Raw genomic sequence first — 18,980 nt, 5'->3', positions numbered from 1 at the left:
CGGGTCATCCGCGCGACAGACGGGGCTGTGTGACGAGTATGCGCGCCGGAATGTCTTTGTCCGGGCGGCGAATGAGGGGGGTGGGAACCCGTCTCCTCGCCGTCGTTGTCGCCGGCGCGCTGCTTGCCGGCTGTGCCAGCCGGCCGATCGGCGTGCTGGCACCGGTCGCCGAGACGGCACCCGAGGCGACCAAGGTCGACATGCTGGTCGCCACCACCCGCGCGCCCTCGACCGATCCCGCCATCCTGTTCACCGGCGAACGCGGCGGGCAGATGTCGCTCACCTCGTTCGTGGTGTCGATCCCTGCGGACCAGAATCGGCAGGTTGGCGAAGTACAATGGCCGCGCCGCCTGCCTCCCAATCCGCAGACCGATTTCGCCACCCTCGAGGTGGATCCTCTGGAGAGCAAGGACGCCGCGCGCGGCTGGCTGCACAAGCACCTGACGCCGAGCAAGCGGGTGCTGATCTTCGTGCACGGCTTCAACAACCGCTTCGAGGACGCCGTCTACCGCTTCGCCCAGATCGCGCACGATTCCGAGGCCAATGTCGCGCCGGTGCTGTTCACCTGGCCCTCGCGCGCCCGGGTGTTCGACTATCTGTTCGACCGCGAGAGCACGATCTATTCCCGCGACGCCTTCGAGGAGACGGTCTGGCAGATCGCCAGCGACCCGGAGGTGAAGGACGTCACCATCATGGCGCACTCCATGGGGGCCTGGCTCGCGATGGAGGGCCTGCGCCAGATGACGATCCGGCGCGGCAAGCTGCCGCCCAAGATCACCGACGTGATCCTCGCGTCGCCGGATGTCGATGTCGACGTGTTCGCCTCGCAATGGCGGGCGCTGAACCGCCCGACGTCGCGCTTCACGCTGTTCGTGTCGCGCGACGACCGGGCGCTGCAGGTGTCGCGGCGGATCGCCGGCAACGTCGACCGCGTCGGGCAGATCGACCCCCAGCAATATTACGCCCAGCTCGAGAAGGCCGGCATCGTCGTCGTCGACCTCACCGCGCTGCGCAGCGGCGACGCGCTGAACCATGGCCGCTTCGCCAGCTCGCCGGAAGTGGTGCGGCTCATCGGCACGCGCCTCGTCGCCGGCCAGACGATCACGGATTCCGAGGTGAGCCTCGGCGACCGCATCGGCACCGTCGCCATGGGCGTCGGGCAGACGGTCGGCAGCGCCGCCAGCGTCGCCATCAGCGCGCCGATCGCGGTGTTCGACCCCGCGACGCGCCGAACCTACGAGGCGCAGGTCGACCAGTTCGGCCAGGTCATCGGCGGTACCGCCGCCAATCCCGCCCGGCAATAGTATCCCCGGCCGGCGACGGTGCCGGACGTCCTTGAGAAGGCCGCCCGGCGCGCGAAGTCAGCTCACCAGCTGCGCACCCAGCGGCCGGGCTCGTAGACCCACACGCCGCGGCGCAGCACCCAGCGTGGCCCGACGAAGGTGAAGCCGCGCCGGTTCGGCTCCCAATAGCCCGGCTGCCATATCCAGCCCGGACCGCGCCGCCAGTTCCAGTGGCCCGGCACCCAGGTATAGCCGCGGCGCGCGGCCGGTCGCGGTTCCCGGCGCGGCGGAGGCGGCGCCATCATCGGGCCGGCCTGTGCCTCGGCGTCGGTGGAGGTGCCGAGCGCGGCAAGAGGCACCAGCGCGGCGGCCGAGAAAAGTCCGGCGAGAAGCGAACGGCGGTCGATCATCTATCCATTCCCGAGTAGGGCCCGCCGACCATCGAGGCGGTCAGCGGACGAGGAAGCCGATCATCGCAGCATTGGCGATATCGATGAAAAAGGCGGAAACGAGCGGCAAGATAATGAAAGCCCGTGTCGCCGGCCCATGCACCTTGGTCACCGCCGTCATATTGGCGATCGCGGTAGGCGTGGCGCCGAGGCTGATGCCGGTGAAACCGGCCGAGAGCACGGCCGCCTCGTAATTCTTCCCCATCGCCGGGAACACCACGAAGATGATGTAGGCCACCGCCACCAGCGTCTGGATGGCAAGCACGATGACCAGCACCAGCCCAAGCCCGCCCAGCGTCCACAGCTGCATGCTCATCAGCGACATCGCCAGGAACACGTTGAGCGACAGGTCCGAGACCAGAGCCAGCGCCCGCGAGCGCGTCGGCCACACGATACGCGGCAGCAGGCGCGGCACGGTATTGGTGAGCACGATGCCGACCAGCAGGCAGATGACGAACAGCGGCAGCTTCAGTGCCACGTCCTCCATCAGCGTCTCGATGCCGAAGCCGATCAGGATGGCGGCGTTCATCACCAGGATGGTGCGCAGCAGGCTGACATGGTTCACGTCGTCATCGCCAGCGTGGCCGAGCTTGTCGGGCAGGCCCATCACCGTCTCGCCCGAGCGCGGACCGTGAAGATTATGACGTCCAATCAGATATTTGGCGATCGGGCCGCCCACGAGGCTCGCCACGACCAGGCCGAGGGTGGCCACGGCGATGCCGACCTCGAGCGCGTTGGTAAGGCCGAAGCGCTGGGAGATCAGCGGCGCCCAGGCGATGGTGGTGCCGTGCCCGCCGATCAGCGATGCCGACCCGAGGAAGACCGAGATGCCCTCCGGCAAGCCGAGCGCGGCGACGCTGCCGGCGGCGATCAGGTTCTGGATGACGAGATAGATCAGCGTCAGTCCCAGCAGTACCAGCAGCGGTCGCCCGCCGGAGATCAGGTCGCTGAGACGGGCATTGAGGCCGATGCCGGTGAAGAAGTACAGCAGCAGCATGTCGCGCGCTTCAAGCGCAAAGACGATCTCGACGCCGAAGAAGCGATAGGCGATCAGCGTCGCCAGGGCGGCCAGCAGGCCGCCGGTCACCGCCTCGGGAATGTTCCAGCGGCGCAGCGGCGCCACCGCGCGATTGATGCCGGCCCCGGTGAAGAATACCAGAATGGCGATGGTGAAGCTCAGCAGCCCCGAGACCTGGATCGTCGACATTATTCCTCGCGCCAATTCTGACGCATCGCAGCGCCCGCAAGCGATCCGGCCAGTTCAGAACGACCCGACCGCCGAGCCGACGACGATGACGGCGACAAGCGCCAGAACGGCGCCGACGATGCCGACCATCACGATGTCGAAATAGCTCTGGCGGTGCGTTGTGCCGCATACCGCCAGCAAAGTCACCACCGCGCCATTATGCGGCAGGCTGTCGAGCGTGCCGGAACCGATCACCGCCACGCGATGCATCAGGGCGGGGTCGAGGCCGGTGGTGCTGGCGATCTGCATGAAGGTCGGCCCCAGCGCGTCGAGTGCGATGGTCAGGCCGCCGGAGGCCGAGCCGGTGAGCGCGGCAAGGATGTTGGTGGCCACCGCGAGCGAGACGAGCGGCCCGCCGTCGATGCCGAGCACCCATTCGCGCACCAGTTCGAACGCCGGCAGCGCCGCCACCACGGCACCGAAGCCGACCAGGCTCGCCACGCTGAAGACCGGCAGCACCGAGGCGTTGGCGCCGGCATCGATGGTGGCCCGCAGGCCCGGCAGCCGCCGCCAGTTGATGGCGAGCGCCGTCAGGATCGCCGCCGTCAGCGCCACCGCCACCGACCACACGCCGCCCACGGCGGCGAGCGAAGTCTCGCCCCAGCGCGGTTCGGCGAGATAGGACACGTCGAGATTTGGCAGCACCGCCATCGACATGATCAGGTTCACCACCACCACCACGATGAGCGGCAGCGCCGCGAGCGTGATCGGCGGATGGCTGTAGGCATGGACGCCGTTATGGATTTCGGCGGGGTCGAACTCGCGCGCGGTGGTTGCCCGCTCGCGGACCAGCAGGTCGTCGGCCGCGGCGTCGACGGGGGCCGGCTCATCAGCCCCGAAACCTTCGCCGGCGGTGCGGGCCTTTGCCTCGGCGTGCCGCAGCCACCACAGCCCGAAGGCCAGCATGATGGCGGAGGCCAGGATGCCGAGCCCCGGCGCCGCGAAGGGCGTGGTGCCGAAGAACGGCATCGGGATGGCGTTCTGGATCGAGGGCGTACCCGGCAGCGCCGACATGGTGAAGGTCGAGGTGCCGAGCGCGATCGCCGCCGGCATCAGCCGGCGCGGCACCCCGGCGGCACGGAACAGCGCGAGGCCCATCGGCGCCAGCACGAAGAAGGCGACGAACAGGCTGACGCCGCCATAGGTGACGAAGGCGCCGGCCAGCACCACGGCGAGCACCGCGCGCTCGGCGCCGAGCTTCTCGGTCATGAACTCGGCGATGGCGGTCACCGAGCCGCTGTCGTCCATGATCTTGCCGAACAGCGCGCCGAGCAGGAACAGCGGGAAGAACTGCGCCACGAAGCGCGCCGCGCTGCCCATGAAGGTCTGCGTCCAGTGCGCCAGCAGCGGCTCGCCGGCGAAGGCGGCGGCGATGAGGGCGGCGATCGGCGCCAGCAGCAGCACCGACCAGCCGCGGAAGGCCAGCGCGATCAGCAGGCCGAGGCCGACGAGGATTCCGAGGAGGCCCATGCTTCACACCCCTTCCAGCAATTGGTCGATGTCGAGCGTAGACCGCTTGCCGATATCATCGCCATGGATGTCGAGGAAGGATTGCGCCGCCGCCCGGCCCTCGTCGCGCAGCATGCGGAGGAATTCCCATTCGGCGTTCAGCTTGGAGGAATAGCCGAGCGTGCCCATCACCGGGTTGGGCACCATGTGGATGCGCATCTTCGCCCATTGCGCGCCCTCGCTGTTGCCGGGATCGGCGACCTTGCGCATCAGCGCCATCATGCGCAGTTCCTTGAGCAGCACGGCATTGAACGACACCTCGTTCAGCCGGTTGAGGATATCGCGCGCATTGTCCGGCGTGCCCTCGCGCTGCACCGGATTGATCGGCACGAGGATGGTGTCGTCGGAATCGAGTTCGCGCACCAGCGGCGTCATGGTCGGATTACCGGAATAGCCACCGTCCCAATAGGGCTCGCCGTCGATCTCGACCGCCTGGAACATGGTCGGCAGGCAGGCGGACGCGAGCAGCACGTCGGGGGTGATCTCGCCGTTGCGGAAGACCTTGCCGCGCCCGGTACGCACGCTGGTGGCGGTGATGAACAGTTTGATGGGCGAGGATTTCAGCAGCTCGAAGTCGATCAGTCCCTCGAGAATGCTGCGGAGCGGGTTGCCGCCGCCCGGATTGAGATCGTAGGGAGAAACCAGCCGCGACATCAGGTCCATGGCGATGAACATCGGCGAATTGTCGAGCGTCCAGCGCCCCAGCAGCCGGTCGAGAGGACCGCGCTGGAAGGGGCTGAAGCGCGCGGCCTTCGAGACTTCGCTCCAGAAGGTTGCCAGCGCCTCGCGTCCGCCCTCGGCCCCACCCCTGGCATAGCCGTAGCCGAGCACCGCGGCATTCATCGCCCCGGCCGAGGTGCCGGAAATGCCGTCGATCTTCAGCCAGCTCTCCTCAAGCAGCCGGTCCAGCACGCCCCATGTGAAGGCGCCATGCGAACCGCCGCCCTGGAGGGCCAGATCGACCAGCAACGGCGTGCGGCCGTTCCCGGCCGGGGGACCATCATCATCGGGACCGGCAGCAGATGAGGAATCCTGACTCTCGTTCATATCGTCCCGCCTTGCCGTTCGCGCCGATCCGCTCGACTTCGGGACGCCATGCGCCACCGCCCGATCGAGGATGGGACCTGCCCATTACTCGGACGTGACGACCACGCGGGATGCCCCCCGAGCCGCGACCTTATTCCACTGCCTCCCCCCAAGAAATGCTTCGTACGCATTTTCTGCCGCATTGCAGCAAAATTCTCGGTCCGACGGGGAACATCCGCCAAGGCCTTCCGTTAGCCGCTTAGGCTAACGAGGAGTGGAATGCATGAATGCTGTCGAGCGCGCCGCCGACCAGCTCCAGAGGCTGCTCTATTGGGCCCCTGGCTGGGCGATCAGCCTGCTGTTCTTCGCCATCGCCATCGTCGTCGCCGTGTTCGCGCATCGCATTGCGTTTCGGCTCATCACCCGGCTGGTCCGCGACATGGATCTGTTCTGGCGCTCGCTGGTCTCGCGCACCGAAGGCCCGACACGGCTCGCCGCCATCGTCGTCCTGCTCGGAATAGCCGCTGCCGTCGCCCCGCTGACCGGCGACGAGACGCTCTATGTCCGCCGGTTCCTGGTTCTATGCTTCATCGGCCTCGTCGCCTGGCTCGCTCATACCGCTCTGCATATCTGGGTGACCGTCTATCTGCGCCGGTTCAAGCTCGACGCGGAGGACAATCTGCTTGCCCGCAAGCACGTGACGCAGACCCGCATCCTGCGCCGCGTCGCCGCGACGGCGATCTTCACCCTGGCGCTGGCGGCAGGGCTGATGACCTTCGAAAGCGTGCAGCAATACGGCGTGTCGCTGCTGGCCTCCGCCGGCGCCGCCGGCCTCGTGGTCGGCCTCGCGCTGCAGCCGGTGCTCAAGAACCTCATCGCCGGCATCCAGCTTGCCGTCACCCAGCCGATCCGCATCGACGACGCGCTGCTGGTCGAGGGCGAATGGGGCAATGTCGAGGAGATCACCTCGACCTATGTCGTGGTGCGCATCTGGGACTGGCGGCGGCTGATCCTGCCGCTCAGCTACTTCATCGAGCAGCCGTTCCAGAACTGGACGCGCGAGGGTGCCGCGCTGATCGGCACGGTGATGATCTATCTCGACTACAGCGTTCCGGTCGACGTGCTGCGCGCCAAGGTGGACGAGATCGTGCGGGCTTCGCCGCTCTGGGACCGCAAGGTGGTGAACGTGCAGGTCACCGACTTCAAGGAGAGCGTGATGGAAGTACGCATCCTCGTCAGCGCCTCCAGTTCCGGCCGCACCTTCGACATACGTTGCGACGTGCGCGAGCAGCTCATCGCCTTCCTGCAGGCGAGCTATCCCGGCGCGCTGCCGCGCATGCGCGCCGAATTCGCCGGTGCGCCGCTGCCCTCCGGCCAGCGCCCGGTCGGCGCGCCGCTCGCGTCGTGAGGCCGCGCCGGGCAACGGAAACGGACTTCCCTTTGCCCGCATAACGTCTATCTCCCACGCGCGCAGCGCAGGGAACCGGCAATGTTCACGATCGACGAACTGGAAGCGGCCAGCACGCTCATCCATGATGTTTTCGCGCCGACGCCATCCTATGCCTGGCCGCTTCTCGCCGAGCGGACCGGCACGGCGGTCTGGGTCAAGCACGAGAACCAGACGCCGACCGGCGCCTTCAAGGTGCGCGGCGGGTTGATCCATGTCGAGCGCGTGGCACGCGAGGGACTGGCGCCGAACGGCCTCATCTCGGCGACGCGCGGCAATCACGGCCAGTCGCTCGCCTTCGCCGGCCGGCGGTTCGGCGTTCCGGTCACCATCGTCGTGCCCGAAGGCAACAGCGTCGAGAAGAACGCCGCCATGCGGGCCTTCGGTGCCGACCTTGTCGAGCACGGCACCGACTTCGATGCGGCGCGCATCGAGGCGATGCGGCTCGCGCAGGAGCGAAATCTCACATTCGCTCCCTCCTTCCACCCGGATCTCGTGCTCGGCGTCGCCACCTGGGCGCTGGAACTGTTCCGCGCCGCGCCGCCGCTCGATGCGCTCTACGTGCCCATCGGCCTCGGCTCCAGCATCTGCGGCGCCATCGCAGTGCGCGACCTGCTCGGTCTCTCCACCGAGATCATCGGCGTGCAGAGCGCCGGCGCCCCCGCCTATGCGCTGTCGTTCGAGGCCGGATACGCGGTGGAGATCGAGCGCGCCGACACCTTCGCCGACGGCCTCGCCGTGCGCATCCCTTCTCCGGCAGCGCTCGACATCATCCGCGGCGGCGCCTCCCGCATCGTCACGGTGAGCGATGACGAGATCGCCGAAGCCATCCGCATCTACTGGACCGACACGCATCACCTTGCAGAAGGTGCCGGCGCCGCCCCGCTCGCCGCGCTGATGAAGGAGCGCGAAGCCATGGCCGGCCGGCGCGTCGGCCTGCCGCTCAGCGGCGGCAATATCGATCTGGCGCTGTTCCGGTCACGCGTGCTCGGCGTTTCGTGACACCGTTCAGGAGGCGATCGCCGCCCGCCCGCGCCGGCCGAACAGGCCGAGCACCAGAGCGCAGCCGCACATCACCACGGCCGTACCTATCATCTGAACCGGCGACAGCGTCTCGCCCAGCCATCCGGCACCGATCACCACCGCGACCACCGTCACCGCGAACTCGACGCTGATCGCCCGCGTGGCGCCGATGCTGGCGACGAGACGGAAATAGAGCACATAGGTGAGCGCGCTCATGAGCACGCTGGCGGTGAGCAGGTAGAGATAGTCCGCCGCCGTCGGCACGCCCGGCACCGGTACCACCACCATCAGCGGCAGCGTCATCATGCCGCCGGCCAGGAACGAGGCGATGGTCACTTCCCACGAACCGACCTTGCGCAGCCGGTAGCTGGCATAGATCGACCCCACCGCCGCGAAGAAGGCCGACCCGAGCGAGGCGAGGCAGCCGACGACGAAGCTCATGGTCATCGGTGCCGCCGGAAACCCGACCAGCAGCACGACGCCGCCGAAGCCCAGCGCGAGGCCGAGCCGGCCGGCGCCGCTCAGGCGCTCGATCCCGGTGAGCTGGCCGATCAGCATGGAGAACAGCGGAATCGTCGCCACCAGGATCGCGGCCATGGCGGTGCCGATCAATGGCGTCGCGTAGGACAACCCGATCAGCTGCAGCGCCACGGTGGTTGCTCCCACCACGGCGAAGGGCGCCCAGCCGACGCTGAAGTCGAGCCGGCGGCGAGTGAGCGCGGCGAGCACGATCAGCGTCGCGGCCGCCACCAGGCAGCGCAGCGCCACCGCCCCGGCCCAGCCGAAGGCGGTCACCACCTTCAACACCACCAGGAACGACAATCCCCATACCAGCGCCAGCGCCACATAGGCGGCGAGGTCACGCATCTTCATTGAAAACTCACGGAACGGCAGCCGGCCCAGCGTTCGCCGGTATCACGCCCGCTATTAGCCCGGCCCGCTCCTGTCAAGCGCCCGGCGCTCAACGCATCCGCACACCCTGTCCCTGTTCGCCAGGCGGCAGCAGCACCACGCCGGCCTCCTGCAGAGTGCTGATCAGCAGGGACTCGGTACCACGGTGCAGCATGTGCCGGTGACGCTCGAAATCGCGTACCGTGCTGCGCGACACCCCGGCGCGGGCGGCGAGCCGCTCCTGCGTCCAGTCGAGGAGACCGCGCGCGGCGCGGCACTGTTCGGGCGACAGATCCATCGTTTCCGCCTTGCCTTCGGACGCCCAAATCAACCATAATGGGCGAAATCGCGCAAGAACGAGGGTTTAAGCCGATTAGGAGGGAGGCGGCTCAACCATGTCGAACGGCCTGCTCCTTCTACTCGCGCTGTTTTTGCCCTTTGCAGGAAGTGCACTCGCCGCCTTTCTGCCCACCCATGCCCGCAACGTCGCGGCGCTGATGGCCGGCACCATTGCCGTCGTCGGTTGCGCCCTGATCGTGTGGATGTACGGGTCGACCGCTCAGGACCAGCCGGTACGCCTCGCCATCGAATGGCTGCCGATGCTCGGGGTGAATGTCAGCCTGCGGCTCGACGGCCTAGCCTGGCTGTTCGCGCTGCTGGTGTTCGGCATCGGCGCGCTGGTGGTGCTCTATGCCCGCTACTACATGTCGGCCGAGGACCCCGTCCCCCGCTTCTTCTCCTTCCTGCTCGCCTTCATGGGCGCGATGCTCGGCGTGGTGCTCTCCGGCAACCTCGTGCAGCTCGTGTTCTTCTGGGAACTGACCAGCCTCTTCTCCTTCCTGCTGATCGGCTACTGGCACCACACGGCCGCGGCGCGCGACGGCGCACGCATGGCGCTCACTATTACCGGGGCGGGCGGGCTGTGCCTGTTCGTCGCCGTGCTGCTGATCGGCCGCATCGTCGGCAGCTATGAGCTCGACCAGGTGCTGGAAGCTGGCGGCCTCATCCGCTCCAGCCCGCTCTACGTGCCGGTGGTGGTGCTGGTGCTGCTCGGCGCCTTCACCAAGAGCGCGCAGTTCCCGTTCCATTTCTGGCTGCCGCACGCCATGGCGGCACCGACGCCGGTCTCGGCCTATCTGCACTCGGCGACCATGGTGAAGGCCGGCATCTTCCTGATGACCCGGCTATGGCCGGTGCTTGCCGGCACCGACACCTGGTTCTACCTCGTGGTGCCGACCGGGCTCGTCACCCTGCTCGTCGGCGCCTATTCGGCGATCTTCCAGCAGGACCTGAAGGGCCTGCTCGCCTATTCCACCATCAGCCATCTCGGTCTCACCACCTTGCTGCTCGGCCTCGGCAGCCCGCTGGCGGCGGTGGCGGCCATCTTCCACACCGTGAACCATGCCATCTTCAAGGCGTCGCTGTTCATGGCCGCCGGCATCATCGACCATGAAAGCGGCACCCGCGACATGCGCCGGCTCTCCGGCCTGTTCCGCTACATGCCGTTCACCGCCACGCTCGCGATGGTGGCGGCGGCCTCGATGGCCGGAATTCCGCTGCTCAACGGCTTCCTGTCGAAGGAGATGTTCTTCGCCGAGGCGGTGGAGAACCACACCGGCTCGCTGCTCGACGACAGCCTGCCCTATTGGGCGACGCTTGCCGGCGTGTTCAGCGTCACCTATTCGCTGCGCTTCATCACCGGCGTGTTCTTCGGCCCGCCGCCGACCGACCTGCCGCGCACCCCGCACGAACCGGCGCACTGGATGCGCTTTCCCATCGAACTGCTGGTGTTGATCTGCCTGCTGATCGGCATCGTGCCGAGCTTCACCGTCGGGCCGATGCTCGCCAATGCCGCCCGTTCGGTGGTGGGGCCGGACCTGCCCTATTACAGCCTCGCCATCTGGCACGGCGTCACCTGGGCGCTGGTGATGAGCATCATCGCCATGATCGGCGGCGTGATCCTGTTCCTCGCCCTGCGGGACTATCTCAACAGCGGCGTCGAAGGGCCGCCGGTGGTGCGGGAGCTCAAGGGCCAGCGCATCTTCGAACGCATCCTCGTCGTGGTGTCCTGGCAGCTCGCCCGGGCGCTGGAGCGCGCGCTCGGCAGCCGGCGCCTGCAGCCGCAGCTGCGCATCGTCGTGGCGGTGGCGCTGCTCGCCGCGGTCTCGCCATTGTGGCTGCGCGGCATGGTCGCCGACGGCACGCAGCCGCGCACCGAATTCGACCCTGCCTTCGCGCTGCTCTGGGCCATCGGCGCCGGCTGCGCCCTCGCCGCCGCCTGGCAGGCGAAGTTCCACCGCTTCGCCGCCCTCGTCCTGCTCGGCGGCGCCGGGCTGGTGAGTTCAATCACCTTCGCCTGGCTGTCGGCGCCGGACCTCGCGCTGACCCAGCTGCTGGTCGAGATCGTCACTACGGTGCTGCTGCTGCTCGGCCTGCGCTGGTTGCCCAAGCGCCTGGAGGAGCCCTATCCGACACGGGCGCCGGCCTCGGTGCTGCTGCGTCGCTACACCGATCTCGCCATCGCCATGGGCGTCGGTGCCGGCATCGCCGTGATCTCCTATGCCATGATGACCCGGCCGCTGGCGGAGAGTGTCTCGCGCTATTTCGTCGAACGCGCCTATGTCGGCGGCGGCGGCACCAATATCGTCAATGTCATCCTGGTCGATTTCCGCGGCTTCGATACGCTGGGCGAGGTGGTGGTGCTCTGCCTGGTCGGGCTCACCGTCTATGCGCTGTTGCGCCGCTTCCGCCCGGCAGCGGAGAGCATCGAGATGCCCGAGCAACAGCGCGTCCAGGACGCCCTGGACGAGGCGGCGCCCGACCGCACGCCCGGCGACACCGTGGCGGACTATCTGATGATCCCGCGCCTGGTCATGCAGTGGCTGTTCCCGGTCATCGCCACCTTCGCGGTCTATCTGTTCATGCGCGGGCACGATCTGCCAGGCGGCGGCTTCGCGGCCGGCATCACTCTCTCCATCGGCTTCATCGTCCAGTACATGGCCAACGGCACCCGCTGGGTGGAGGACCATCTGCGCGTGCTGCCGCTGCGCTGGATGGGTCTCGGCCTCCTGGTGGCGGCGGCGACCGGCACCGGCTCGTGGTGGTTCGGCTATCCGTTCCTCACCACCCATATGCGCTATCTCGACTGGCCGCTGGTCGGCAAGTTCCCGGTGGCGAGCGCGCTGCTGTTCGATCTCGGCATCTTCGCGGTGGTGGTCGGGGCCACGGTGCTCATGCTGGTGGCGCTGGCGCATCAGTCGCTGCGCAGCACGCGCTCGAGCCGCACGGCGGAGGGCGAGTAGATGGAAATGGTGCTCGCCATCGGCATAGGGGTGTTTGCCGGTTCGGGCGTGTGGCTGCTGCTGCGCCCGCGCACCTATCAGGTCATTATCGGCCTGTCGCTGCTTTCCTATGCGGTGAACCTGTTCATCTTCAGCATGGGCCGGCTGAAGGTGGGGGCGGCGCCGATCCTGCCCGGCCCGGTGGTCGGCGATCCGGCGACCATGGCGGATCCGACCCCGCAGGCGCTGGTGCTCACCGCCATCGTCATCGGCTTCGCCATGACCGCGCTGTTCCTCGTGCTGCTGCTGGCGGCACGCGGCCTCACCGGCACCGATCACGTCAACGGTCGGGAGGATTGATGGTCCGCTCTCTCGCCGACCACCTCGTCATCGCCCCGATCCTGCTGCCGCTGGCGGTGGGGGCCGCCATGCTGCTGCTCGACGAGCGGCGGCGGCAGCTCAAGATGACGTTGAGCCTCGCCACGGTGACGGCGCTGCTCGCGGTGGCGGCCCTGCTGCTCCTGCGCGCCAACACCATCGAATCCGACGGCGACGCCACCGTGCTGGTCTACCCGCTCGGCAACTGGCCGGCACCCTTCGGCATCGTGCTGGTGGTGGACCGGCTGTCGGCCATGATGCTGGTGCTGACCGCGGTGCTGGGGGTCTCCAGCCTGCTCTACGCGCTGGCGCGCTGGCACAAGGCGGGGCCGCGCTTCCACACGCTGTTCCTGTTGCTGCTCGCCGGGCTCAACGGCGCCTTCCTCACCGGCGACCTGTTCAATCTGTTCGTGTTCTTCGAGGTGATGCTCGCCGCCTCCTATGGCCTGGTGCTGCACGGCTCCGGCACGGCGCGGGTCAAGGCCGGGCTGCACTACATCCCGGTCAACCTCGTCGCCTCCTCGCTGTTCCTCATCGGCGTCGCGATCATCTACGGCGTCACCGGCACGCTGAACATGGCCGACATCGCCCGGCTGGTGCCGACGCTGAATGTCGACGAGCGCGCGCTGTTCGAGACCGGGGCGGCGGTGCTCGGCGTCGCCTTCCTGATCAAGGCCGGCATGTGGCCGCTCTCGTTCTGGCTGCCGACCACCTATGCCGCCGCCTGCGCGCCCATCGCCGCCATGTTCGCCATCATGACCAAAGTGGGCGCCTATGTGATCCTGCGCCTGTTCCTGCTGTGCTTCGGCGGCGATGCCGGCAATTCGGCAGGCTTCGGGGCGGATTGGCTGTATTTCGGCGGCATGGCGACCCTGGCCTTCGGCGGCATCGGCGTGCTCGCCTCGCAATCGATGCTGCGGCTCGCCGGCTACAGCGTGCTGGTGTCGTCGGGCACCATCCTTGCCGCCGTCGGCACCACCAACAGCGCCGTCATCTCCGGCGCCCTGTTCTACCTCGTCACCTCCACCCTGGCGATCTCCGCCCTGTTCCTGCTCATCGAGCTCATCGAGCGCGGCCGCGAAGCCGGCGCCGACGTGCTGGCCGTCACCATGGAGGCGTTCGGCGACCCCGAGGACGATATCGAGGACGAGGACGAGGAGGTCGGCATCGCCATTCCGGCCACCATCGCCCTGCTCGGCGGCGCCTTCGTCGCCTGCACGGCGCTGCTCGCCGGCCTGCCGCCGCTCTCGGGCTTCGTCGGCAAGCTCGCCATGCTCTCGGCGCTGATCAACGAGGCCGGCGCCATCTCCTTCTCGCACTGGACGCTCGTCGCGCTGCTGATGCTCACCGGCCTCGCCACGCTGATCGCCATGACGCGCACCGGCATCCGCACCCTGTGGATGCCGAACGAAGGTGCCATCCCGCGGGTGCGCGCGGTCGAGGCGGCGCCGATCGGCGCGCTGCTGCTGCTCTGCGCCGCGCTGACGGTGTTCGGCGGACCGGCCATGCGCTACATGGACGCCACCGCCCAGATGCTCTACTGGCCGCAGGAATATGCCCGCGACATCATGGGGATGACGCCGGCCGGCATGGTGCCGCTGCGCCCCACTTCCGGCAGCGGGGTCACGCCATGACCCTGCTCCGCCGGATATTGCCCTTCCCCCTGCTGTTCCTGTCGCTGCTTGCCATGTGGCTGCTGCTCAACCAGACGCTGGCGGCCGGCCATATGGTGCTGGGCGCCATCGTCGCCTTCGGCGGCACCTGGGCGATGGTGGCGCTGCGGCCCGAGCCGGTGCGGCTGCGGCGGCCTGCGGCGATGGTGCGCCTTGCGGGGCGCGTGCTCGTCGACGTGTTCCGCTCCAATCTCGCGGTCGGCACCATCATCCTGCGCGGCGGGCAGCGGGCGGCCCATGCCGGCTTCATGACCGTGGAACTCGACCTGCGCAGCCATTACGGGCTGGCGGTGCTGGCGATCGTCCTGACCTGCACGCCGGGCACGCTATGGGTCAATTACGATCCCTCTCGCGGCACGCTGCTGCTGCATGTGCTCGACCTCGTCGACGAACAGGCGTGGATCGACCTCATCAAGCTACGCTATGAGCGCCTGCTGATGGAGATCTTCGAATGACCGCCCCGCTCGGCATGACAGTCCTCGGCTGGTCCCTCACCCTCGCGCAGGTCCTCATCGGCCTTGCCATGGCCTGCGCCTTCTACCGCATCCTCATCGGCCCGCGCGCGCAGGACCGTATCCTCGGCCTCGACACGTTCTATGTGAACGCGATGCTGCTGCTGCTCACCGTCGGCATCCGCTCCGGCACCACGCTCTATTTCGAGGCCGCACTGGTGATCGGCCTGCTCGGCTTCAGCGGCACGGTGGCGCTCGCCAAGTTCCTCATGCGCGGCGAGGTGATCGAATGACCGCCGCTCCCGACCTGCCGCTCTGGGCGGCGCTCCTTGTCGGCTTCTTCGTCGTTGCCGGCGCCGCCATCGCCCTTGTCGGCTCCATCGGCCTCATCCGGCTGGACAGTTTCTACGCCCGTGTCCACGCACCGACGCTGGGCGCGACCTTGGGCGTCGGCGGCATCCTGATCGGCTCGATGATCTGCTTCAGCGTGCTGCAGAGCCGGCCGATGGTGCACGAAGTGCTGATCGCGGTGTTCGTCACCGTCACCACGCCGGTCACGCTGATGCTGCTCGCCCGCGCCTCGCTCCACCGCGACCGCGTGGAGGGAAATCCCGAGGTGCCTCCGACCGATACGGCCTCGCTGGAGCGGCGCGAACCGTGAACCTCAGTTCGCGCTGAGCAGCCGTCGATACAGCGTCGAGCGGTTGATGCCGAGGGCCCGCGCCGCCTTCGAGACGTTGCCGCCATGGGCGTCCAGCGCCCGGCGCATCGCCGCGAGCTCGATGGCCTGCAGGTCCTCAGACCCGGCGTTCGGCGCCTCCTTGCCCGGCTCGCGCCGCGCGGCGGCGGATGCCACGTCCTCGGGCAGCATATCGGCATCGACCGGCTGACCCGGCTCGGCCAGCGCGGCGAGCACGCGCAGCGTGCCGACCAGCTGGCGAAAATTGCCGGGCCAGTCATGGGCGGCCAATCGGCTCTCGCAGGCGGCCGACAAGGTGAGATCCGCATCGGACGCCGCCCGCCGCCACAATTCGCGCACCGTCGAAAGGCGATCCGGCAGGTCGCGCACCGCCGGCAGGTCGATCGTGTAGTGGGCGATGCGGAAATAGAGGTCGGACCGGAAGGCCTGTTTCTCGATCAGCTCCCGGAGATTGCGGTGCGTGGCGCAGACCAGCGCGAAATCGACGCTGACCGGCTTTCCCCCGCCCAGCGGCTGCACCTCGCGGTCCTGCAGCACCCGCAGCAGCCGCGATTGCAGGGCGAGCGGCATGTCGCCGATCTCGTCGAGGAACAGCACGCCGCCATCGGCCTCGCGCAGCAGGCCCTTGCGGCCATGGCGGCGGGCTCCGGTGAAGGCTCCCTCCTCATAGCCAAACAGTTCGGCCTCGATCAGCGTTTCCGGGATCGCCGCGCAGTTCACCGCCACGAAGGGCGCTGCTGCGCGCGGCCCGCGGCGATGAATCTCCCGCGCGGCCATCTCCTTGCCGGTGCCGGTCTCACCCTGGATCAATACCGGTACGCCCGCCTCGATCATCCGAACCGCCCGCGACAGCGCCCGCTCGTCCTCCTCGCGCAGCAGCAGATCGCCGAAATGCGGCAGCCCCTTCGCTGCCGGACGAACGGCGACGCCGCGACGGCGCGGCGCTTCCGCCTCCTCGCCGTCCAGCCGGGCGAACAGGGCGCGTCCACCCGCCGTCTCCAGCCTCGCGATGCCCGATCCATGCGGCAGCCCTTCGACCAGTTCGTCGGCCCGGCGGACACCGAGCGCCGACCAGTCCATGCCGAACAGCCCCAGCCCGTGGCGGTTCGCCGCCACCAGCCGCTCGCCGTCGAACACCAGCACGCCCTCGCGCGCGGTCCCGAGCAGCGCCCTGTCGGCGCCGACACGCAGCACCCGCAGGCCGGAAAACCCGTCATCGAAGAAGCGATGCTCGATCTGCTCGGCCGCGAGCCGCACCAGCCCCAGCGCGTGGCGATGGTCCACCGCCGCGGGGCCGGAGAGATCGAGCACCCCGACCGCGTGGCCGAACGGGTCCATGATCGGCGCCGCCGAACAGCTCAATATGCCGTGCGGGTCGAGATAGTGCTCGCCGCCATGCACGGCGATCGGCCGGCTCTCCAGCAGCGCGGTACCGACCGCATTGGTGCCGGTCGCCGCCTCGCTCCAGTCGACGCCGGGCCGCAGCGCCACCTGCGCCGCGCGCGAGGCGAAGGCGGTATGGCCGCGCGATTCGAGGATGAGCCCCGACGCATCGGTCAGGATAACCACGCAGCCGGTCTGCATCGCCTCGGCATAGAGGCTCTCGATCTCCGGCCGGCTGAGCCGCCGCAGCCGCTCGTTGCGCTCGCTCGCTTCGCGCAGCTCGGGCGCCGTCAGCGGAACCAGGGAGGGCAGGGAATGATTGTCCAGGCCGCGGTCGGCGCAGCGACGCCAGGACCGCAGGATCGGCTCGGCGACCAGCGATTGCGGCGGCCGTCCCTGGTCGAAGAACTGCCTGCGGGCGGCCGAAACCGCCCTCGACATCGTGTCGGTTCGCATGCGCTCCTCCCGGAGTGTTGCATTGTGCAACACCTGTTCTAGTTCTTGTTGTTTTGCACGACAGTTGTGGCAAAGTTCCGGCGCAAGGTCCACACCCTTTCTTTTGAAACGAATGTGAGCTGAATTCTTTCACCAATCGTTTCAATATTTTGCCGTGCTGCGTCAACGATTTTGTGCGTCGCCACAGAGCTCTGGCACGTGCGGTGCAGTCTTGGGGTCCACCAACATGGGAGGACCCAAAATGAATAAACCGGAAATCGCCATCACCAAGCAGTCGCCGTTCAAGGCGCGCTACGGCAATTATATCGGCGGGCAGTTCGTCGAGCCGGTCAATGGCCGCTACTTCGACAACACCTCGCCGGTCACCGGCGGCAAGATCTGCGAGATACCGCGTTCCGATAAGGACGACATCGAAAAGGCGCTCGACGCCGCCCACAAGGCCAAGGACGCCTGGGGCAAGACCAGCGCCGCCGAGCGTGCGATCATCCTCAACAAGATCGCCGACCGGATGGAGGACAACCTCGATCTCCTGGCGCTCGCCGAGACCTGGGACAACGGCAAGCCGATCCGCGAGACGACGGCCGCCGACATGCCGCTCGCCATCGATCATTTCCGCTATTTCGCCGGCGCCGTGCGGGCGCAGGAAGGCGGCCTCTCCGAGATCGATCATGACACCGTGGCCTATCATTTCCATGAGCCGCTGGGCGTGGTCGGCCAGATCATCCCGTGGAACTTCCCGATCCTGATGGCGGTGTGGAAGCTCGCTCCCGCACTGGCGGCCGGAAATTGCGTGGTGCTGAAGCCCGCCGAGCAGACCCCGGCGAGCATCCTCGTGCTGGTCGAGCTGATCGGCGACCTGCTGCCGCCGGGCGTCCTCAACATCGTCAACGGCTTCGGCCTCGAGGCCGGCAAGCCGCTGGCCTCCTCGCCGCGCATCGCCAAGATCGCCTTCACCGGCGAGACGACGACGGGCCGGCTGATCATGCAGTATGCCAGCCAGAACCTCATTCCGGTGACGCTCGAGCTCGGCGGCAAGTCGCCCAACATCTTCTTCAGCGACGTGACGGCCGAGGACGACGACTTCTTCGACAAGGCGGTCGAGGGCTTCGTGATGTTCGCGCTCAACCAGGGCGAGGTCTGCACCTGCCCCAGCCGCGCTCTGATCCAGGAGAAGGTCTATGACCGCTTCATGGAGAAGGCGCTGAAGCGCGTCGAGGCCATCGTGCAGGGCTCGCCGCTCGATCCCGCGACGATGATCGGCGCGCAGGCCTCCTCCGAGCAGCTGGAGAAGATCCTGTCCTATATCGACATCGGCAAGCAGGAAGGCGCGCAGGTGCTTACCGGCGGCGAGCGCAACAACCTGTCCGGCGACCTTGCCGGCGGCTACTATGTGAAGCCCACGGTGTTCAAGGGCCACAACAAGATGCGCATCTTCCAGGAGGAGATCTTCGGGCCGGTCGTGTCCGTGACCACCTTCAAGGATGAGGACGAGGCGCTCTCCATCGCCAACGACACGCTCTATGGCCTCGGCGCCGGCGTGTGGACCCGCGACGGCAACCGCGCCTATCGCTTCGGCCGCGCCATCCAGGCCGGCCGCGTGTGGACCAACTGCTACCACGCCTATCCCGCGCATGCGGCGTTCGGCGGCTACAAGCAGTCCGGCATCGGGCGCGAGAACCACAAGATGATGCTCGACCACTATCAGCAGACCAAGAACCTGCTGGTCAGCTACAGCCCGAAGAAGCTCGGCTTCTTCTGATACGGTCGCATATCCCTCGCCCCG

General features: G+C 67.9%; 17 protein-coding genes. 10 read left to right on the top strand and 7 right to left on the bottom strand.

The features are described 5' to 3' along the window. Positions 1-71: 71 nt before the first annotated feature. Positions 72-1,304: an alpha/beta hydrolase gene (locus AC1RU4_RS01305; protein ID WP_492889178.1), complete on the top strand. Its 1,233-nt coding sequence runs from the start codon at positions 72-74 to the stop codon at positions 1,302-1,304. A 62-nt stretch (positions 1,305-1,366) separates the two neighbouring features. Here the strand turns inward: AC1RU4_RS01305 and AC1RU4_RS01300 are convergent, their stop codons facing one another. The 4 genes from AC1RU4_RS01300 to AC1RU4_RS01285 are packed head-to-tail and all read right to left on the bottom strand — an operon-like array spanning position 1,367 to position 5,534. Further along, on the bottom strand, positions 1,367-1,693 hold the full coding sequence (locus tag AC1RU4_RS01300; RefSeq protein ID WP_492889177.1) for a hypothetical protein: 327 nt from the start codon (positions 1,691-1,693) through the stop codon (positions 1,367-1,369). Between the two features lie 40 nt (positions 1,694-1,733). After that, positions 1,734-2,939: a sodium/glutamate symporter gene (gene gltS, locus AC1RU4_RS01295; RefSeq protein ID WP_492889176.1), complete on the bottom strand. Its 1,206-nt coding sequence runs from the start codon at positions 2,937-2,939 to the stop codon at positions 1,734-1,736. Between the two features lie 54 nt (positions 2,940-2,993). Then, positions 2,994-4,448, bottom strand: a complete 1,455-nt coding sequence (locus AC1RU4_RS01290; protein WP_492889175.1) for a GntP family permease — start codon at positions 4,446-4,448, stop codon at positions 2,994-2,996. 3 nt (positions 4,449-4,451) lie between these two features. After that, entirely contained in the window at positions 4,452-5,534 is a 1,083-nt protein-coding gene (locus AC1RU4_RS01285) for a patatin-like phospholipase family protein (RefSeq protein WP_492889174.1), read from the bottom strand. A gap of 262 nt (positions 5,535-5,796) precedes the next feature. On the opposite strand from AC1RU4_RS01285, the gene AC1RU4_RS01280 reads away from it, so the two are divergent. Then, complete coding sequence (locus tag AC1RU4_RS01280) at positions 5,797-6,921, top strand: mechanosensitive ion channel family protein (RefSeq protein ID WP_492889173.1); 1,125 nt, start codon at positions 5,797-5,799, stop codon at positions 6,919-6,921. An 81-nt stretch (positions 6,922-7,002) separates the two neighbouring features. Beyond that, positions 7,003-7,962, top strand: a complete 960-nt coding sequence (locus tag AC1RU4_RS01275) for a threonine dehydratase (RefSeq protein ID WP_492889172.1) — start codon at positions 7,003-7,005, stop codon at positions 7,960-7,962. 6 nt (positions 7,963-7,968) lie between these two features. On the opposite strand, the gene AC1RU4_RS01270 is transcribed toward AC1RU4_RS01275, so the two are convergent. Together AC1RU4_RS01270 and AC1RU4_RS01265 are read right to left on the bottom strand one after the other, a co-directional pair. After that, positions 7,969-8,856 carry a DMT family transporter gene (locus AC1RU4_RS01270; RefSeq protein ID WP_492889171.1) on the bottom strand — a complete coding sequence of 296 codons (888 nt, stop codon included), beginning with the start codon at positions 8,854-8,856 and terminating at the stop codon, positions 7,969-7,971. An 88-nt stretch (positions 8,857-8,944) separates the two neighbouring features. Next, positions 8,945-9,172, bottom strand: a complete 228-nt coding sequence (locus AC1RU4_RS01265; protein WP_492889170.1) for a helix-turn-helix domain-containing protein — start codon at positions 9,170-9,172, stop codon at positions 8,945-8,947. 97 nt (positions 9,173-9,269) lie between these two features. On the opposite strand from AC1RU4_RS01265, the gene AC1RU4_RS01260 reads away from it, so the two are divergent. Genes AC1RU4_RS01260 through mnhG form a run of 6 tightly spaced genes read left to right on the top strand, consistent with a single transcriptional unit; the run spans position 9,270 to position 15,319 of the window. Further along, positions 9,270-12,176: a monovalent cation/H+ antiporter subunit A gene (locus AC1RU4_RS01260; RefSeq protein WP_492889169.1), complete on the top strand. Its 2,907-nt coding sequence runs from the start codon at positions 9,270-9,272 to the stop codon at positions 12,174-12,176. Next, on the top strand, positions 12,177-12,515 hold the full coding sequence (locus AC1RU4_RS01255; RefSeq protein WP_492889167.1) for a Na+/H+ antiporter subunit C: 339 nt from the start codon (positions 12,177-12,179) through the stop codon (positions 12,513-12,515). Further along, positions 12,515-14,167 carry a monovalent cation/H+ antiporter subunit D gene (locus AC1RU4_RS01250; RefSeq protein WP_492889166.1) on the top strand — a complete coding sequence of 551 codons (1,653 nt, stop codon included), beginning with the start codon at positions 12,515-12,517 and terminating at the stop codon, positions 14,165-14,167. Before AC1RU4_RS01255 ends, AC1RU4_RS01250 begins: the two co-directional genes overlap by 1 nt. Then, the gene (locus tag AC1RU4_RS01245) at positions 14,164-14,661 is read left to right on the top strand and encodes a Na+/H+ antiporter subunit E (protein ID WP_492889165.1); all 498 of its coding nucleotides are present in this window, start codon (positions 14,164-14,166) and stop codon (positions 14,659-14,661) included. Before AC1RU4_RS01250 ends, AC1RU4_RS01245 begins: the two co-directional genes overlap by 4 nt. Beyond that, complete coding sequence (locus AC1RU4_RS01240; RefSeq protein WP_492889164.1) at positions 14,658-14,951, top strand: K+/H+ antiporter subunit F; 294 nt, start codon at positions 14,658-14,660, stop codon at positions 14,949-14,951. Before AC1RU4_RS01245 ends, AC1RU4_RS01240 begins: the two co-directional genes overlap by 4 nt. Beyond that, a complete protein-coding gene (gene mnhG / locus AC1RU4_RS01235) occupies positions 14,948-15,319 on the top strand; it encodes a monovalent cation/H(+) antiporter subunit G (protein ID WP_492889163.1) in 372 nt (123 codons plus the stop codon). The genes AC1RU4_RS01240 and mnhG overlap by 4 nt, the downstream gene beginning before the upstream one ends. Before the next feature lie 3 nt (positions 15,320-15,322). On the opposite strand, the gene AC1RU4_RS01230 is transcribed toward mnhG, so the two are convergent. Further along, entirely contained in the window at positions 15,323-17,197 is a 1,875-nt protein-coding gene (locus AC1RU4_RS01230; protein WP_492889162.1) for a sigma-54-dependent Fis family transcriptional regulator, read from the bottom strand. Positions 17,198-17,438: 241 nt separating this feature from the next. Between AC1RU4_RS01230 and adh the strand changes: the two genes are divergently transcribed. Continuing rightward, a complete protein-coding gene (gene adh / locus AC1RU4_RS01225; protein WP_492889161.1) occupies positions 17,439-18,956 on the top strand; it encodes an aldehyde dehydrogenase in 1,518 nt (505 codons plus the stop codon). Positions 18,957-18,980 lie beyond the last annotated feature (24 nt).

Source organism: Ancylobacter sp. GW821-FHT10E12, from assembly GCF_058809335.1.
Note: the sequence above shows the minus strand (reverse complement) of the source record. Positions and strands in the feature narration are given on the sequence as shown.

Excerpts from the sequence above, each read along its gene's own strand:
- AC1RU4_RS01305 (WP_492889178.1), top strand. The coding sequence starts at position 72 with ATGAGGGGGGTGGGAACCCGTCTCCTCGCCGTCGTTGTCGCCGGCGCG.
- AC1RU4_RS01300 (WP_492889177.1), bottom strand. The coding sequence starts at position 1,693 with ATGATCGACCGCCGTTCGCTTCTCGCCGGACTTTTCTCGGCCGCCGCG.
- gltS (WP_492889176.1), bottom strand. The coding sequence starts at position 2,939 with ATGTCGACGATCCAGGTCTCGGGGCTGCTGAGCTTCACCATCGCCATT.
- AC1RU4_RS01290 (WP_492889175.1), bottom strand. The coding sequence starts at position 4,448 with ATGGGCCTCCTCGGAATCCTCGTCGGCCTCGGCCTGCTGATCGCGCTG.
- AC1RU4_RS01285 (WP_492889174.1), bottom strand. The coding sequence starts at position 5,534 with ATGAACGAGAGTCAGGATTCCTCATCTGCTGCCGGTCCCGATGATGAT.
- AC1RU4_RS01280 (WP_492889173.1), top strand. The coding sequence starts at position 5,797 with ATGAATGCTGTCGAGCGCGCCGCCGACCAGCTCCAGAGGCTGCTCTAT.
- AC1RU4_RS01275 (WP_492889172.1), top strand. The coding sequence starts at position 7,003 with ATGTTCACGATCGACGAACTGGAAGCGGCCAGCACGCTCATCCATGAT.
- AC1RU4_RS01270 (WP_492889171.1), bottom strand. The coding sequence starts at position 8,856 with ATGAAGATGCGTGACCTCGCCGCCTATGTGGCGCTGGCGCTGGTATGG.
- AC1RU4_RS01265 (WP_492889170.1), bottom strand. The coding sequence starts at position 9,172 with ATGGATCTGTCGCCCGAACAGTGCCGCGCCGCGCGCGGTCTCCTCGAC.
- AC1RU4_RS01260 (WP_492889169.1), top strand. The coding sequence starts at position 9,270 with ATGTCGAACGGCCTGCTCCTTCTACTCGCGCTGTTTTTGCCCTTTGCA.
- AC1RU4_RS01255 (WP_492889167.1), top strand. The coding sequence starts at position 12,177 with ATGGAAATGGTGCTCGCCATCGGCATAGGGGTGTTTGCCGGTTCGGGC.
- AC1RU4_RS01250 (WP_492889166.1), top strand. The coding sequence starts at position 12,515 with ATGGTCCGCTCTCTCGCCGACCACCTCGTCATCGCCCCGATCCTGCTG.
- AC1RU4_RS01245 (WP_492889165.1), top strand. The coding sequence starts at position 14,164 with ATGACCCTGCTCCGCCGGATATTGCCCTTCCCCCTGCTGTTCCTGTCG.
- AC1RU4_RS01240 (WP_492889164.1), top strand. The coding sequence starts at position 14,658 with ATGACCGCCCCGCTCGGCATGACAGTCCTCGGCTGGTCCCTCACCCTC.
- mnhG (WP_492889163.1), top strand. The coding sequence starts at position 14,948 with ATGACCGCCGCTCCCGACCTGCCGCTCTGGGCGGCGCTCCTTGTCGGC.
- AC1RU4_RS01230 (WP_492889162.1), bottom strand. The coding sequence starts at position 17,197 with ATGCGAACCGACACGATGTCGAGGGCGGTTTCGGCCGCCCGCAGGCAG.
- adh (WP_492889161.1), top strand. The coding sequence starts at position 17,439 with ATGAATAAACCGGAAATCGCCATCACCAAGCAGTCGCCGTTCAAGGCG.